Source organism: Bradyrhizobium sp. MI1.4 (assembly GCF_055811315.1).
Genome location: NZ_JBVVPP010000040.1, coordinates 1 through 14,700, shown reverse-complemented (window position 1 = coordinate 14,700; position 14,700 = coordinate 1). Strand labels below are relative to the sequence as shown.

Sequence of the window (14,700 nt, the reverse complement as noted above, 5' to 3'; positions counted from 1 at the left end):
GACGACGAAAAATCAAACCGACCACGGCTCCGCTTCGGCCGCGCTCTTCGCTTTCGCAGACACCGGGCTCTCGCCGATCACATCCGCAAGAGCGCGCAGCGCTTCCTGCACGCCGTCACCGGTGACGGCGGAGAGCAGCAGCGGCGTCTTCTTGGCGGCGCGCTTCAGCCGCTCCTTCTGCTTCTTCAACTCGTCCGGCTCGACCGCGTCGATCTTGTTCAGCGCGACGATCTCGATCTTGTCGGTGAGCTGCCCGGCATAGGCGTCCAGCTCCGTTCGCACCGTCTTGTAGGCCTTGCCGGCGTGCTCGCAGGTCGCATCGATGAGATGCAGCAGCACGCGGCAGCGCTCGACATGGGCGAGGAAGCGGTCGCCGAGACCGACGCCTTCATGCGCGCCTTCGATCAGGCCCGGAATGTCCGCCAGCACGAATTCGCGGCCGTCGGCATTCACGACGCCGAGCTGCGGATGCAGCGTGGTGAAGGGATAGTCGGCGATCTTCGGCTTGGCCGCGCTGACCTTGGCGAGGAAGGTCGATTTGCCGGCATTGGGCAGGCCGACGAGGCCGGCATCCGCGATCAGCTTCAGCCGCAGCCAGATCCAGCGCTCCTCGCCGGGCTGGCCCGGATTGGCATTGCGCGGCGCGCGGTTGGTCGAGGTCTTGAAATGCGCGTTGCCGAAGCCCCCATTGCCGCCTTCGGCCAGCACGAACTTTTCGCCGACAGTGGTGAAATCGTGGATCATGGTCTCGCGATCTTCGTCGAAGATCTGCGTGCCGATGGGGACCTTCAGCACGATCGACTTGCCATTGGCGCCATGGCGGTCCGAGCCCGAGCCGTTCTCGCCCTTCTGGGCCTTGAAGTGCTGCTGGTAGCGATAGTCGATCAGCGTGTTCAGCCCGTCGGCGACCTCGATGATGACATTGCCGCCGCGGCCACCATTGCCGCCGGAGGGGCCGCCGAATTCAATGAATTTTTCGCGGCGGAACGCCACGCAGCCGTTTCCGCCGTCGCCGGAGCGGATATAGACCTTTGCTTCGTCTAGGAATTTCATGGGCCATAGGTAGGCCAGCCGGTCCCGCGCGGCAACCCGGATGGACCCGCAAATCGGCCGAAACCCGGCGATTTGTGGCCTTGCTTAACCAGCTGGCCGGCGCCGGATCAGGAATTTCTGCGTGCCCTCCAGCACCAGCTCCTTGCGCTGGTTGAACACGGTGCTTTTGAGCGTCACCGCGCCGGTCGAGCGTCCCGGCACCAGCTCGGTGACCTCGAGCGCGGGATAGATTGTGTCGTCGGCGAAGACAGGTTTGAGGAACCGGCTGGATTGCTCGAGGAAGCCGACCAGGGAGTCCTCGACCATGAACGGAAACAGGCCGGCGCCGGGCGCGGTGTGGATCAGCGTCTGGAAACCGTGGGCGAGCAGATGCGGCATGCCGCGGCTGCGGCAATACTCCACGTCGTAATGCACCGGATGCGTGTCGCCGCTCGCGGTCTGGAACGCCGCGAACACCGCCGTCGTCTGCGTGCGGCTCGGCAGCACGAAGCGCTCGCCGACCACGAAATCCTCAAACCAGCGTTGCGCGGGGATCATGCGATGCCGGGCCGGGTCGAAGTCGGTCATGGCTAAGCTCTTTCCTGGCTCTCTTGTGAGACACCTGTCGCTACCGCGACGCGGAGAGTGCGACAATCCGTTCAATTCGTCCAACGCGGGCTTGTCGTGACGGCCTGCGTCATTACAACGGCGCTCGATGCCCCTGTTCAAGAATCTATCGGCCTATGACGAACGCTCGGCGCGCCTTGCCGGGATTGCGCTCATGGTGCTGTCGATCTTCATGTTCTCGTTTGGCGATGCCATGGGCAAGTTCCTGGTCGGGACTTATTCGGTGGGGCAGCTGCTGTTCCTGCGCGCCTGCGCGGCGCTGCTGCTGCTGTCGCCGCTGGTCTGGCGGCAGCGTCACCAGTTCCTGCAGCTGGAGCGGCCGGGCCTCCAGCTGTTTCGTGTGGTGCTGTCGACGCTGGAAGTGGCGGCCTTCTTCCTTGCGACGGTCTACCTGCCGCTCGCCGACGTCATCACCTATTATCTCGCCGGGCCCATTTTCGTCACGGCGATGTCGGCGATCTTTCTCGGCGAGAAGGTCGGCTGGCGGCGCTGGACGGCGATCCTGATCGGCTTCTGCGGCGTGCTGATCGCGCTGCGGCCGTCGGCACAGACGGTGAGCCTGCCGGCGCTGATCGCGCTTGGCGGCAGTCTTTCCTTTGCAACGCTGATGTTGATCACGCGCAGCCTGCGCAAGACGCCCGATATCGTGATGGCGTCGTCGCAATTCGTCGGCACGTTCCTGCTGGGTGCGGTGCTGTCGGCGTTCCACTGGGTGCCGCCGACACCGGCCAGCCTCGTGATCTTCGCGCTGGCGGGATGCGTCTCGGTCACCGCGCTGTTCTGCGTCAACCGCTCGCTCAAGCTCGCGCCGGCCAGCGTCGTGGTGCCCTATCAATATTCGATGATCGTCTGGGCGGTGATCTTCGGCTTCGTCGTGTTCGGCGACGTGCCCGAAATCGCCACCATCGTCGGCGCCGCCATCATCATCGGCGCCGGGTTCTATATTTATCTGCGTGAGCGCGATCTCGGGCGCAGGGACGCGGATGTGAATCCGCCAGCGTGAACACAACCACGGTGTCCCGGCCTTCGCCGGGACGACGGCGGAGAGCGTAGCCGCCTCAGCCCTACCTCACCCTTCGCGCGCTGCTCCAGCTCTTCAGCGACGCCCACACGCCGCGCGAGAGACGGAAGCAGTCGACGGGCGTGGACGAGCCCAGCGCCAGGAAGCGATGCAGCTGGACGCCGCTCCACTGGAAGCCGCACTTCTCCAGCACGTTGCGCGAGGCCGGGTTGGTGACGCGCGCGCCTGCATAGAGATGATCGTCCTCGAACTCCTCGAAGAAGAAGTCGATCGCGCCGCGCGCGGCCTCGGTGGCAAAGCCCCGGCCCCAATGCTCGACGCCGAGCCAATAGCCGAGCTCGGCATTGTCGGGCGTGGAGCAGTCGATGCCGACCATGCCGATGGGGCCGCTGTCATGCTCGATCAGGAACACCGTCTCGCCGCCGGGCGCGGCGGTGGCGCGGATGAAGGCGACGGCGTCGTCCTGCGAATAGGGATGCGGGAGGCGCCTGGTGTTTTCGGCAACGCGAGGATCGTTGGCGAGGAGGGCGATGGTCCTGACGTCGGCGAGGGTCGGCCGCCGCAACGTCAGCCGCTCGGTGGCGACGACGCTGGGTCTCGCCTCCCGCAAGGTCACGCTCGAAAAATCCTGCAACATGTCCGGCTCCGTCGAAGTCACTAAGTGAAAAGTGAGCACGCAAACGAAAGGGGAGGCCGGTTTCCCGCCTCCCCTGGAGCCTTCGATCTCTTTTGATCTCAAGGACTCCGCCGGTTCGGTCTGGGACCCGGCGGACTCCAAATTTGATCCACCGTCTATTCAGCCGCCTCTGCGAGCGGGAGCACCGAGATGAAGGTGCGGCCGTTGGCTTTGGCCTGGAACGTTACGCGGCCCTCGATCTTGGCGAACAAGGTGTGGTCCGTGCCCATGCCGACATTAAGGCCGGGATGCCAGGTGGTGCCGCGCTGACGCGCAATGATGTTGCCGGGAATCACAACTTCCCCGCCGAACGCCTTGATTCCGAGGCGCTTGCCCTTGGAATCGCGACCGTTGCGCGATGAACCGCCTGCTTTTTTGTGAGCCATGGCTCGTCTCCGAAATCCTGAGTATTTCTAGATCAATTCCTTGACGGAATCATTTCACAATTTCTCACGCATCAATTCGTGATGGCGCGTGATCAAATTATGCGGCGGCCTCTTCGGTCGTGGTCTCTGGCTTGGCGACCTTCTCCCGCTTCGGACGCGGCCCCTTGGTGGGCTTGGCGCCGTCCGTCAGGATCTCCGAGATGCGCAGCACGGTGATCTCGTCGCGATAGCCGCGCTTGCGGCGCGAATTCTTGCGGCGGCGCTTCTTGAAAGCGATGACCTTGGGACCGCGCTTGTGGTCGAGCACCTCGACCGCGACGGAGGCGCCGGCGACCGTGGGCAGACCCAGGATCGGCGTGTCGCCGCCGACCAGGAGAACTTCATTGAGCTGCACGATCGAGCCGACTTCGCCTTCGATCTTGCCTACTTCCAGGACATCATCCGGAACGACGCGGTACTGCCGGCCGCCGGTTTTGATGACTGCGAACATCGTTGTTTTCCTTCGTGTTCATTCCCGGCCTCGCGACATAGTGTCGGGGCCGGCTTTTTGTCAGTCGTTATGGGTTTATGCGAGTTTTGTGCGGGCGGGAGCTATCCCCTTGAAAACCCACGCAAAAACAAGCGGCGCGAGAAACGCCCCGCGCCGGTTGCGGGATTTATAGCCGCTGACAGCACGGAGTCAAGGAAAAGCCGGCGAAAACGGCCCGATTTGAAGCATTTGGGCGCGATCCGGCCCCGCAGGCGAATTTCGGACCGCGCCGCAACCAACAGGTTCCCCCGCCGTTGTCCCGGCGAATTCAGTCACACGGGCAAGGGGCTTACCATGGCAACAGACGAGCTGGTCAAGACGACGACGGGCATCGCCCATCACGGCGCGGAGCGGCTGCCGTCGGTGGATATCGACAGCTTCAACATCGAGATGAAGGACGAGGATGGCTTCATCGGCGACCGCGCCAGCAAGGGCGCGTTCCGCGAGATCCTCGAGCGCTGGCGCAAGCCGCTGCGCAAGTCCGGCGAGGACCCGTTCGGCAAGGAGCCGTCGGACGAGATCAGCAAGAAGACGCTGGACGCCATCCTGGTCGGCGACGACACCGAGGCCTGGGCGGTGGTGCATAGCGCCATCGAGGACTTCGCCCAGGAGCTCGCTTACGTTACCCGCCGCTTCCTCAAGTCCAAGGCCTGGGCCAAGACCGAGCGCATCGTGGTCGGCGGCGGTTTTCGCGATTCCCGGCTCGGCGAGCTCGCGATCGCGTGCACCGAGATCATCCTCATCGCCGAGGGTTTCAAGATCGACATGCTGCCGATCCGTCATCATCCCGACGAGGCCGGCCTGATCGGCGCGCTACATCTGGCGCCGTCGTGGATCTTCGAAGCCCATGACAGCATCCTCGCCGTCGATATCGGCGGCACCAATATCCGCTGCGGCCTGGTGGAGACCAGCTGGAAAAAGGCAAAAGACCTGTCGAAAGCCAAGGTCGTGAAGTCCGAGCTGTGGCGTCATGCCGACGACGAGCCGACGCGCGAAGGCGCGGTGAAGCGGCTGACGAAGATGCTGAAGGGGCTGATCACCGAGGCCGAGAAGGAAGGCTACAAGCTGGCGCCGTTCATCGGCATCGCCTGTCCCGGCGTGATCAACGCGGACGGCTCCATCGAGAAAGGCGCACAGAACCTGCCGGGCAATTGGGAGAGCAGCAAGTTCAACCTGCCGGCGAGCCTGCTCGAGGGCATTCCGCAGATCGGCGAGCACGACACCGCGATCCTGATGCACAATGACGGCGTGGTTCAGGGCCTCTCCGAGGTGCCGTTCATGCAGGACGTCGATCGCTGGGGTGTGCTCACCATCGGCACCGGGCTAGGCAATGCCCGCTTCACCAACCGCCGCAAGGACAACGGCAACGGAAAAGACAAAGACAAAGACCGCGATTCTACGGAGAACGGGAAGAAAAAGAGCAAGTCCGACAAGGAGTAACCTTGACTGGTTAGGTTAAGGACCGGATTGCGTTGCGGTGCACGGGCCGCACGCTACGGTCGGAACCGTCGCCTCACCTGGCCGGCGAAGCCGCCCTTCCCAGCCAGTATTTCAATGAGCGGCACGGGACCGCCAGTGTTTACCGCGTCTGGCGGTCCCACCCCGCCTTTTGCGGGTACCAGTGATTCGGGCACCGACGTGCCGCATCGGACTCGCGCCGGGTCAGTGGCGAACGGCTCAGGCCCATTCCCGCGCAAACCGCCGCCGAAATCCGTGATCGCCCCCGATCATCACCGTGACATCGTGGGTCCAGCCGGAAAACCGGCCGGATTTTCGCCCTCGCAAGCCTTGTCTGGCCCGCCATCCTCGCCTATTAACGCCCGAACCACAGGGGCCATGCTCCTTACTTGGCGCCTTCAGGAGAGGTGGCAGAGTGGTCGAATGCACCGCACTCGAAATGCGGCATAGGTGCAAGCCTATCGGGGGTTCGAATCCCTCCCTCTCCGCCATCTGACCGCGACGTGCGAACAACCCTATAAAATAAGGGGCGCCGAGAGCCACCGGATTCGTCGGTGGAGAACCGCGGTGGAGAACCGCGATCGGGCCAGTTTGCCATCATTCCTCGCATCGAGGAAGCCCCCGATCCCGGCGACCGGCCGTCCTCAACCGGGTCCACCTTCACCCGCCCCCCCCTCGATCTTGTGGGCCGCCAGTGCGATGCCGTTGTGAGAGCCGCAGCGGCACCGCCAATGTGTTCCCGGTGTGAGTTCGTGTGGCCAAAGCGGAAATCTTTCGGAGCAGCCCTCGGAAGGACATTCGACCAGGGTCATCTTCGGTTTGAACTCGACCGCGCCTCCGGGGTGGGAGATGAGCGTGTAGATCGCCTTGCACTCGAAGCATTCGGCTTCGATTTCGGTCTTGCCTTGCGGAATGCGTTTACGGACCGGCCGTCGGCAGTTCTCGTTCATGCATTCGGCGAGCTGGGCGAAATTGCCCAGCGTAATGTTGTAGACCGGCGAGCCGAGCACCGATTCCAGTACCGCCACGACCGCCTCGCACCTGGTCCGCAGCTTCGCCGGATCGGCGATCTTGCCGGCTTCGAGTTGCTCCAGCGAGGGCATGTGTAGATGCGAGCCGATCGCGTCGTAGTGCGTCTTGATGTCCTTGAGGGTGAGCACCTGGTCGGTCCCGAGAGTTTCCATGTTCTCGGCCTGCTTTCCGTATTCCGACTCGATTCCGACCGCGAGCGTCGAGGTCATTCCGATCGACGGATCGATGTCCACCAGCACGGCCATCAGCTTGCGTGGCTGCCACGTCCTGTATTCATCCGGCGGTATCTCGTCCTTGAACGCAAGCGCCCGGTCGTAGGTCACCGCCTCCATGGCATCGCGCAGTTCCAGCGCGGCGTATCGAAGTCGGTGAAGATCCTGGGTCGCCAGTTCGGCCTTGGCGCGCGACAAGGAGCCGCGCGCCAAGTGCCGATAATTGGGAAAGCCGGTCATCGTTCGAACCGTTGTTTCGAAAGGCCATAGCAAGCCTGACACGATTCGGTCCGACCGTCATGCCTGGTACCTTGTGGCCGGCGCTGCGGAATCGGCGAATTTGCTCACAGGCGGGGGGCCGACGGAATGGATGGACAAACCGCTATCTGCCCGGTCAATTGTTCAACCGATTCGCAGCGAGTCTCCCGTTGACCGACACCGAGAAAGACGAAGATGTCCTTCGGCCGTTCTCCGAGCTGATCGGCCGCGAATTCATCGAATTCCTCTTCGAAAAGGCGCCCCGCAAAGTGGTGTCCAGAATCGTCAAATCGATGGACCACTACGTCAAAGCGCAGAAGCTGGGCGGCATCGACGACGAGATGGGAGTCATAAGGTGCATCGCGGCCGAGGAGGAACTCGTCGTTTCGATCTTCGAATGGCTCAAGCTCAACTCGGATAGACTGCCGGCGCATAGCGATTTCATCGGCAAGCACAAGAACCATCGCGTGAAGCTGGCCTTCTACCCCGTGCTGTCGCAGTTCAGGGCGGTCCTGAGTGACATGATCAGGCACGGCATTACGTTTCCCGGGTTCGAACAAGTGCTGCTGATGAAGATCGATCCTTCGATCGAAGAGGGTCGGCTCGTCCTGTGGCTGGCCTCGAGCCTCCCCGGTTCGGCTGGCGAATCGATTCCGCTCAATCCGCTGAACGTATCGGTCTCCCGCGACGATCTCGTTCATGACGAAATCGCCGACGAGCTCTATCGCGACTTCGAACGGGAGGTCGGAGAGAGCAACGGCATGACGGTTCGCGGGTTCGTGACCGCTCGGGCCGAGTTTCGCAATCTGCTGCTGTACGCCGGAGACGGAGGGCATCACGCGATGAGCGAAACGCTGTCCGACCTGATGCCGATGTTTAGGAGAACCTATCGGGACTTGCTGTGGACGCTGTGCGTGCTCGTCGGCAACGCTCCGTCGAGCAAGGAATGGGGCTTGGTGAGCCAGTTCATCGACCTCTATCGACGGGTGCTCGTCGAGGCGAAATTGGTGTGACGTTGAGCCGGCCCGACCACTCGCACACGAAGGAGGCGGGTACCGAGCTCGGCAACGAGAACTTGCTCGTCGCGGTGCCGACCCTGAAGACGCTGATGTCCTTCATCTTCTGATCCAGGAAATGAACCGCTTTGTGGACGGCGCACATGTCCGGAGCATTGGCGACCACGCCGCAAAATTGCTGTTATCGATGCGAGCCATCGGAACGCGGCAATAGGCACCGGCGATTCCCTCTCCGGTCACACGCGGCACCATCCAAGCAAACATCTTCCGCTCCTCGCGCTCCCAAGCCGCGAAGTGGTGCAGCGCCACCATCGTCCAGCGATGCCGATCCATCGAGAAGTGACAGCCCATGGCGCTCGGCCTGGACGTCGGCCAGAAGCTTTGGCTCGAAAACGGTCGACTGGTTTATGCTGAAGCGTCAGCTTGGCGACCGATCCGTCAGGTTCGACGAGCAGCCGTCACCGGAACAGACGACCGACCTTGGCCTAGGATCTCGCGACGGCGAGTCGCCGCCAAACTCTGCTCGGCATCGCGGACGGCTGCTATCAGTCGTTGAGCAACAATCCGAAGGTCATCGAAATGCTGGCGTACCTCCGCCCGGAGGCGTCGTTTCATCGCTAGACCGCGGGCGGCGGCCAGGATGGATGAAACCGTCGTCGGAATCTTGAACAGCGACACGCCCGACTCCTAAAAGCTGAACTCCGCGGAGATGTGATCGAAGACGCCGTCCACCAAAATGCCGCAGCGTACATGTCGCAGGCTGGCATCCACCGCGATCCCCTCGCCATGCGGACGCCAAAGCGGTTGAAACTTTTCGGACGTGGAATTCATGTAGCCAAGATAAAAGTCGCACTGCAGCTTGCCGCGAGTGCCGACAAACTCGCGGTAACCGAGGCTCGGATGCCCTGCTGTCCATTGTCCGGCAAACTGTTCCTGGTCGGGAAATGTGTAGACGCCGAGCGGTCCATATCGACCGGACTCATGCATGCCCGCATAGGAGGACCGAAGGCTGGGAGTGATCTCCTTCGAAACCAGATAGAGCCGGAGGACACCGACCCCGTCGGCCTCGTTGCCCGCGGATTCTCCGGTATACTCGTCGTGGCTGTTCCATATCTTTGCGATCAGTGGTCGTGCGCTTCCTTTCGAGCCGTTTTCGACTCTCAGAATTTTGGCCCCTTTATTGAGTCGCCCGGCATGGGTCTTGGCGATCGCGCCGCCCAATGCGACACGGACCTGCTCCGACATTTGGTATGCCTGTTCGGCGGCGCCCCGCGCTTCTTTTGCCTTCTCGAGCGTCAGCTGAAGTAAGCCCTTGAACCTCGGCGCGTACCGTTCGATCGCCACGCTCAGGTCATCGTAGAACCGTCCTTCCAGGGTGCGGGGCCGCCAGGTCGAGGGTGCAGGAGTCGCGAGTGACGCGCCCGAGCCTTCGCCGGCCCGCGCATTCTCTGCGATCTCGCCGAAGCGATCGATCAGAAACGCGCGAAGCGCTTCAGCGGAGGCGCGGGCTGCGAACGGCTTGAAGCGGTCATCCTTTTTTGGATCGGCGTGATCCATCACGCCTTTGATAACGATCCATTCCTCGACGCCGCTCGCGCGTGCGACCTCGCCGATCGCGGCCGCTTCCATCTCCAGACCCAGGACGGTGCGTACGCCCATACGCTTGAGCTTGTCCCAGGTCAGACCATCCTTCACGACCACGTTGCCGCTCGCGATCGGGCCGGTCTTGATGGCGAAGGGAAGCGTCAGCGGTGGATCGACGTCCATCACTATCGATCGCTCCACCTCCGCCTTTCCTGCAGCGGTCAAGCTGAGCACCGATCCGTCGATGCTCAATAGGCCCTGCTTTTCCAGCTCGCCGATGGCGGTCTGCCACTCCCCTGTACCGAAGTAGCGTTTGCGGGCGGGGTGGTTGCGCGGATTGTCGCCGCCGAGAAGGCGTTCGAGCAGCCAATAACGTGCATCCTGCGCGGTGGGACGACCATAGCTCGGTAGCTCTTCCGGCTTCAGGGACTCCGCTGCTCTCAGCCATCTCGGGGATATCGGAGATTGACGGTGGTCGCCGACGAATCCATCGGCCTCGAGCTTACCTTCGTCGTACTGATAGGCCAGTTCCGATACGACGATGTCACCGAGCGCAAGGTCTCCGGGATTGCCTGCGCAAACGCCGCACATCACCAGGCACTTGGGTTGGAGTCTTTCGACCAGCACCGTCGCGACGTGGCCCGTGCGATTGGCACCCATTCTGGTCGGCTTGGCGATGGCGACAACGAAGAGAGGAATGTTGTTTCGGAAGAAAATGCCGACCTCATGCGGCGCGCTGTAAATTGTCTTTTGATCGCTCCATGCTCGTACGCCGTCCTCCGTGGCGGAAGCTGCCGAGAACACCGACTTCGCGGCGTCGAATTCCTCCCGAATTGCCGTGACCAGCACGACATCTACGGCCTCGGTCTTGGGAGCCGCGTTGCGTGTTTTCGCCTTTCGCGTGAGCTCGAAATGTCCCTTGGTCAATTGACTGGTCCAGTAGTTTCCTCTCAACGCCTCCGAGTCGGAATAGAAGCGGAGGATTGCAGCACCTTTGTAAGGGCCCTCGGCGTCGGACGCGATCGCTTTGGGTTCGACTTCGTATAGGTAGTGAAGCACTGGGCCGCCAGATTTTTCGCGACCGAGCTGCGCCAGAAGCGTATGGGAGTCGGATCCCTTCGACTGGACCTCCATGCTTATCCGGCCGAACTCCTGACGGATTATAGCGGACGCCGTTACATTTCCTGCGCGCTCCCCACGGTGCCAACGGATATTCATCGTCCACTCGCCGGAAATGTCGGGTAAGGTCGCGTCGCTCGGAGAAGCCGGGAGCGAGGAATCCAACGAGTTGCTGTTCTGAGCCGTGTCTTCGTCGGTTGTCATGGTTCGGCGCTAATCTCCTTGCCGCGGTGGAATACGGCCACGCCGTAGCGGGGGCTGGCCACTCCGGTCGCGATTATGCCCGTCAGCATCGACCCGAAGAGCGCGGCCATGTAGCGGCCTCCGACGCGACGCATCGGGTTGACGCTGAGACCCGCGACGATGGGCGGGGAGAAATACAACGACACTCGCTCGAGATCGAGCTCGGGTGATAGAACGTGGAAGCCGTCATGGAGCTCGCTTGTCTGATCGGATATTTCGACGAGACGATCGAGCGTGGACCGTCGTTCCGGCCGGAGGCGCGTCTGCCTCAGTGGTATTGTCGGCAGGTCGTCGGGCGCAGAACTCACCAGAAGGCCGATCCCCGAAAATGAATTTCCTGCCTCGTCGCGCACTTCGCGCAACAACGTGTGTAGCCGGGAGAGCATCTCTGCCAAGGAAAATCCTCTCTCTCTTTCGCAATTCAAAGTAGCGCGGCCATTTGAACGTAGCTACACCCGCTTGCCGCGCCTGCCAACATCGCCATCGCCTCGAACTCCCGCTGGAAGAATGACGCTCCGCGCACCGCGGCGCGCAGCTTTTCCATGATGCGTTCCGAGCGTGGCTCGCTCGAGCCAGTCGGATCACGGTCCGGCGGGCGACGCCGGCCTCATGGGCCGGTTTTTCCTGGGAATGGCCCATCCAAGCTCGGCGGCTCTGGTTTGGAGGATTTAACCACGAATTCGCACTCCGCGTGTCGCGATGGCCTCGATTTCGAGCTCCGGCACGGCCGCGCTGGTGCCGTCGCGGCCGACGTGGCCAAGAGGCCCGTGGCCTGCGCTGATACGGACGGGTCTTCTCGAAAAACACGTCCCTGCCGAGCGCGGTCCCAGCGCCGCCGGCGGCCCCGGGACGGCGCTACTCCCCATGGAGGCGACCAGAGTTATGGGCAGGGGGCTGGCGCCCGCGGGGCTCGGGCGAACGTCGGCGCGGCGGCCGCCCGTAAGGTTGCGACCTTCGGCAGGGGTGGACGAGGGCCGTTGCGGCGGGCGGACTTCCGGGGATTCCAGGATGTCGGCGCGCCCTAGCCGCGATGCCGACCAGATTGCAGACGATGTGCGCCCCGGTGTGAACGGTCGGACCCGTTCCCAGAAATCGCGCAGGCGTTGGTCTCGAGGGTAGGTACAGCGCGGGCACGTCCCACCACTTGCGGGTCTGCTCGCGCTGCTTGTTGGTCAGCCTTCCTTTCTTTCTCGGTCTCGGGAACTCCGCAGTTCCCGGCTACGGGAAAGCTTCGGGACTTTATCTGTCGCAAATGTCCGCTGTTATCTTTCTGTTCCCGAATTGATCCGGGGAAGTTGCTGGTTGCCATCATTCGCAAGTTATTGTTTGCGAACCCATATTTGGCGCGGCTTCATGGTCTTAGGGTCCGAATGTTCTCACCCCTGTTTAACAGCGTGTTACTGTAAACACGTTCGTTAAAAACCGCTGCGCCACAGCGGTTTTTTTGATTTTTCCCGCGACTTCGGGACTATTTCGGGACCCCCTAGCAGGGTCAATTGGGAACGCCGACGTTCCCAAGCACATTAGCGGGTTCGAAACCGGCGATGGCCTACAGCTTCGAAGGTAACAGATCCGGAGCCCGTTCGTGGACGACGACGCTACCTCTCCCGACCGCCGCATCTACGACGCGGCCGATGCGCTCCTGTTGGAGAGCGGCTCGCTGGACGCGGTGACGCTCGCCGACGTCCTCGGTCGGGTCGGCGGACGGCGCCAGAACGTGGCGCGGGTGCTCAATCGCTGGCGGAACGACCGGCAGATGATGGCGGCTCGCCTTCCCGACGCCGTGCTGCGGGCGGCCCGAAACGCGGCACGCGATATGTGGCTCATCGTCAAGCTCACCGCTGCGTCGCCCGCGGAGACCAACGACTACGCGCCGGCCCCCCTGCCGAAGGCCGGCCGTCATCCGCGGCGAGAGCCCGCGCCCGGTCGGAGTAAAGGGGGGCTACGGCGGTCGGAAGAGCCGCGGACGACCGAGCCTCCGGCGTCGGTCCCCGCGCAGACCCCGCCCCGACGGGCAGGGCGATATTCATCGCTGACATCGCGGGCACCCGAACCGCCGCAGCCGGTCTCCTTCTCCGTCGGCCACGCGAAGCGGAAGGCAGAGAAGCAGGCGGCCACGGTCGCGGCGCGCAAAAGAGCCGACGAGACGCCGCGTCCGCCCAGGAAGCGTGTTCGGAAGCCCGGGAAGAAAAAGCCACGCGGCAGAACTCCCGAAACATCCGAAGACAAGGCGGTGCGGATGGCACGCTTGCGTGCGTTCGTTGCACGCGAGCGGCCATCGAAGACCGTGGCGGAATCCGATTGGATCGACGCCAAGTCGCCGCCGGTGGCTCTGGCGGTCGCGACGGATCTGCGCGGGGCTGGACGTCCTCTCGGCGCCGAGGCGCTGATCCGAACCGGGCGTTTGCCGCTGAAGACCACGCGGGGCTCCTTGGCGCCGGCGCTTGTCGGATCCCGCATCGAGCACGGCAGCGGCGGCTACTGGTTCGACTACGAAGAGCGACCGGGCAAGGGAGCGAGGCGCCCCGGAACGGAGCCAGACTACCAGATCACGCGCATTGTCGGCGAGATCCTATGGCGCAAGGTCCTGGCGCTGCTGGACACGGCCGAGGAGCCGCCCGGCCACGCCGCGATCCGCGCCCACCTCCTTCCAGAGATCGCCGATCTCACTCCCGAATGGCTCAATCAGCAGCTCAAGCGCGCCAGGATGGCAGGACTCGTAAAAGCGTCGAAGAGCGGCTTCGCGCTGGCGAAGCCGCTTCATCTGATCGACTGAAGTCGACGAAACAAGTCGCCAGCGGTCATCTGGCCTAACGCCGGACGCCGTAGACGCGCCTTGTTCGCGGGGCGGGAGCGTCCGCCAACACCTCCCTCAGCGTGTGCTCGCGCGTTCCGGGCGTCGTTTCAGTCAACACCGCGGCGGCGTCGAGTTCGGCGAGAGCGAGCTTGGCGCGCTCGCTGCGCTTGACCAGGTGAGCGCTGATCGCAGTGCCCGTCACGCCGAGATAGTCTTGCGTCTGCCGGATGTCGGCGTGGCCGAGCAGCGCACGTGCCGCTTCGATGTCGTTTGCCTCGTCGTAGACGCGCCTGCCGGCGGTGTGTCGCAGATCGTGGATGGTGAGATCCTTGATTTTCGCGTCTTCGCAGCCCTCGACGAACCTCTCGTAGTAGGTGCGCCAAGTGAGTTCGATAAGTTCGCCCTCGCGACGTCCCTTGGAGTAGTCGTTCTGCCGGGTACGGATCATGAAGACCCGCTGCGACGAGACGCCCTCGTCCTTGTGCATCGCGCGTCGTGCGTAGAGCTTCGCCATCATATCGTCGGTCAACTCGACCGTATGCATCTTCGTGTCTAGGCCCTCGGCCTTCAGCGGGAAGGTTACCTCCTTCTTGCTCCAATCGATCGCCGACCATTCGAGCAGGCAGAGCTCGCGTGTGTTTCGGCATGGAATAAGGACCCCGTTTTCGGGGTGATCGGCATCCAATCGGGACCCCGGGATAAGGGTCCAC

14 protein-coding genes and 1 tRNA gene are annotated in these 14,700 nt (G+C 63.0%); 5 read left to right on the top strand and 10 right to left on the bottom strand.

Annotated elements, in window-relative coordinates; translation table 11 throughout:
- Positions 1 to 12 precede the first annotated feature (12 nt).
- Both obgE and AC0L23_RS29680 read right to left on the bottom strand, forming a co-directional pair.
- Positions 13 to 1,053, bottom strand: a complete 1,041-nt coding sequence (gene obgE / locus AC0L23_RS29685; RefSeq protein WP_085348676.1) for a GTPase ObgE — start codon at positions 1,051 to 1,053, stop codon at positions 13 to 15.
- Between the two features lie 84 nt (positions 1,054 to 1,137).
- Positions 1,138 to 1,620 carry a MaoC family dehydratase gene (locus AC0L23_RS29680; protein ID WP_085383878.1) on the bottom strand — a complete coding sequence of 161 codons (483 nt, stop codon included), beginning with the start codon at positions 1,618 to 1,620 and terminating at the stop codon, positions 1,138 to 1,140.
- Positions 1,621 to 1,747: 127 nt separating this feature from the next.
- Here AC0L23_RS29680 and AC0L23_RS29675 point away from each other — a divergent pair, with 127 nt between their 5' ends.
- Positions 1,748 to 2,662, top strand: coding sequence for a DMT family transporter (locus AC0L23_RS29675; RefSeq protein WP_085358277.1), 915 nt, complete (start codon positions 1,748 to 1,750; stop codon positions 2,660 to 2,662).
- Between the two features lie 61 nt (positions 2,663 to 2,723).
- On the opposite strand, the gene AC0L23_RS29670 is transcribed toward AC0L23_RS29675, so the two are convergent.
- From AC0L23_RS29670 to rplU, 3 genes are all read right to left on the bottom strand, one after another.
- Positions 2,724 to 3,317, bottom strand: coding sequence for a GNAT family N-acetyltransferase (locus AC0L23_RS29670; RefSeq protein ID WP_085383879.1), 594 nt, complete (start codon positions 3,315 to 3,317; stop codon positions 2,724 to 2,726).
- 155 nt (positions 3,318 to 3,472) lie between these two features.
- Positions 3,473 to 3,742: a 50S ribosomal protein L27 gene (gene rpmA, locus AC0L23_RS29665; RefSeq protein ID WP_018459863.1), complete on the bottom strand. Its 270-nt coding sequence runs from the start codon at positions 3,740 to 3,742 to the stop codon at positions 3,473 to 3,475.
- A 97-nt stretch (positions 3,743 to 3,839) separates the two neighbouring features.
- Positions 3,840 to 4,232 (bottom strand): 50S ribosomal protein L21, encoded by a 393-nt coding sequence (gene rplU / locus AC0L23_RS29660; protein ID WP_007604396.1) that lies wholly within the window; start codon positions 4,230 to 4,232, stop codon positions 3,840 to 3,842.
- Between the two features lie 333 nt (positions 4,233 to 4,565).
- Here rplU and AC0L23_RS29655 point away from each other — a divergent pair, with 333 nt between their 5' ends.
- Together AC0L23_RS29655 and AC0L23_RS29650 are read left to right on the top strand one after the other, a co-directional pair.
- Entirely contained in the window at positions 4,566 to 5,711 is a 1,146-nt protein-coding gene (locus tag AC0L23_RS29655) for an ROK family protein (RefSeq protein ID WP_473357668.1), read from the top strand.
- Between the two features lie 419 nt (positions 5,712 to 6,130).
- Positions 6,131 to 6,220: transfer RNA gene (locus tag AC0L23_RS29650), tRNA-Ser, on the top strand.
- Between the two features lie 153 nt (positions 6,221 to 6,373).
- Here AC0L23_RS29650 and AC0L23_RS29645 read toward each other — a convergent pair.
- A complete protein-coding gene (locus AC0L23_RS29645; RefSeq protein WP_473357667.1) occupies positions 6,374 to 7,213 on the bottom strand; it encodes a hypothetical protein in 840 nt (279 codons plus the stop codon).
- A gap of 71 nt (positions 7,214 to 7,284) precedes the next feature.
- Between AC0L23_RS29645 and AC0L23_RS29640 the strand changes: the two genes are divergently transcribed.
- On the top strand, positions 7,285 to 8,244 hold the full coding sequence (locus tag AC0L23_RS29640; RefSeq protein ID WP_473357666.1) for a hypothetical protein: 960 nt from the start codon (positions 7,285 to 7,287) through the stop codon (positions 8,242 to 8,244).
- Between the two features lie 690 nt (positions 8,245 to 8,934).
- On the opposite strand, the gene AC0L23_RS29635 is transcribed toward AC0L23_RS29640, so the two are convergent.
- Genes AC0L23_RS29635 through AC0L23_RS29625 form a run of 3 tightly spaced genes read right to left on the bottom strand, consistent with a single transcriptional unit; the run spans position 8,935 to position 11,737 of the window.
- Complete coding sequence (locus AC0L23_RS29635; RefSeq protein WP_473357664.1) at positions 8,935 to 11,154, bottom strand: Cap15 family cyclic dinucleotide receptor domain-containing protein; 2,220 nt, start codon at positions 11,152 to 11,154, stop codon at positions 8,935 to 8,937.
- Positions 11,151 to 11,588 carry a hypothetical protein gene (locus tag AC0L23_RS29630; RefSeq protein ID WP_473357663.1) on the bottom strand — a complete coding sequence of 146 codons (438 nt, stop codon included), beginning with the start codon at positions 11,586 to 11,588 and terminating at the stop codon, positions 11,151 to 11,153. The genes AC0L23_RS29635 and AC0L23_RS29630 overlap by 4 nt, the downstream gene beginning before the upstream one ends.
- 26 nt (positions 11,589 to 11,614) lie before the next feature.
- On the bottom strand, positions 11,615 to 11,737 hold the full coding sequence (locus AC0L23_RS29625) for a hypothetical protein (protein WP_473357662.1): 123 nt from the start codon (positions 11,735 to 11,737) through the stop codon (positions 11,615 to 11,617).
- A 1,041-nt stretch (positions 11,738 to 12,778) separates the two neighbouring features.
- On the opposite strand from AC0L23_RS29625, the gene AC0L23_RS29620 reads away from it, so the two are divergent.
- Entirely contained in the window at positions 12,779 to 13,969 is a 1,191-nt protein-coding gene (locus tag AC0L23_RS29620) for a hypothetical protein (protein WP_473357661.1), read from the top strand.
- Between the two features lie 34 nt (positions 13,970 to 14,003).
- Here AC0L23_RS29620 and AC0L23_RS29615 read toward each other — a convergent pair.
- Positions 14,004 to 14,700 (bottom strand): site-specific integrase (locus tag AC0L23_RS29615; RefSeq protein ID WP_473357660.1); only part of this gene is annotated, 697 nt, incomplete at its 5' end.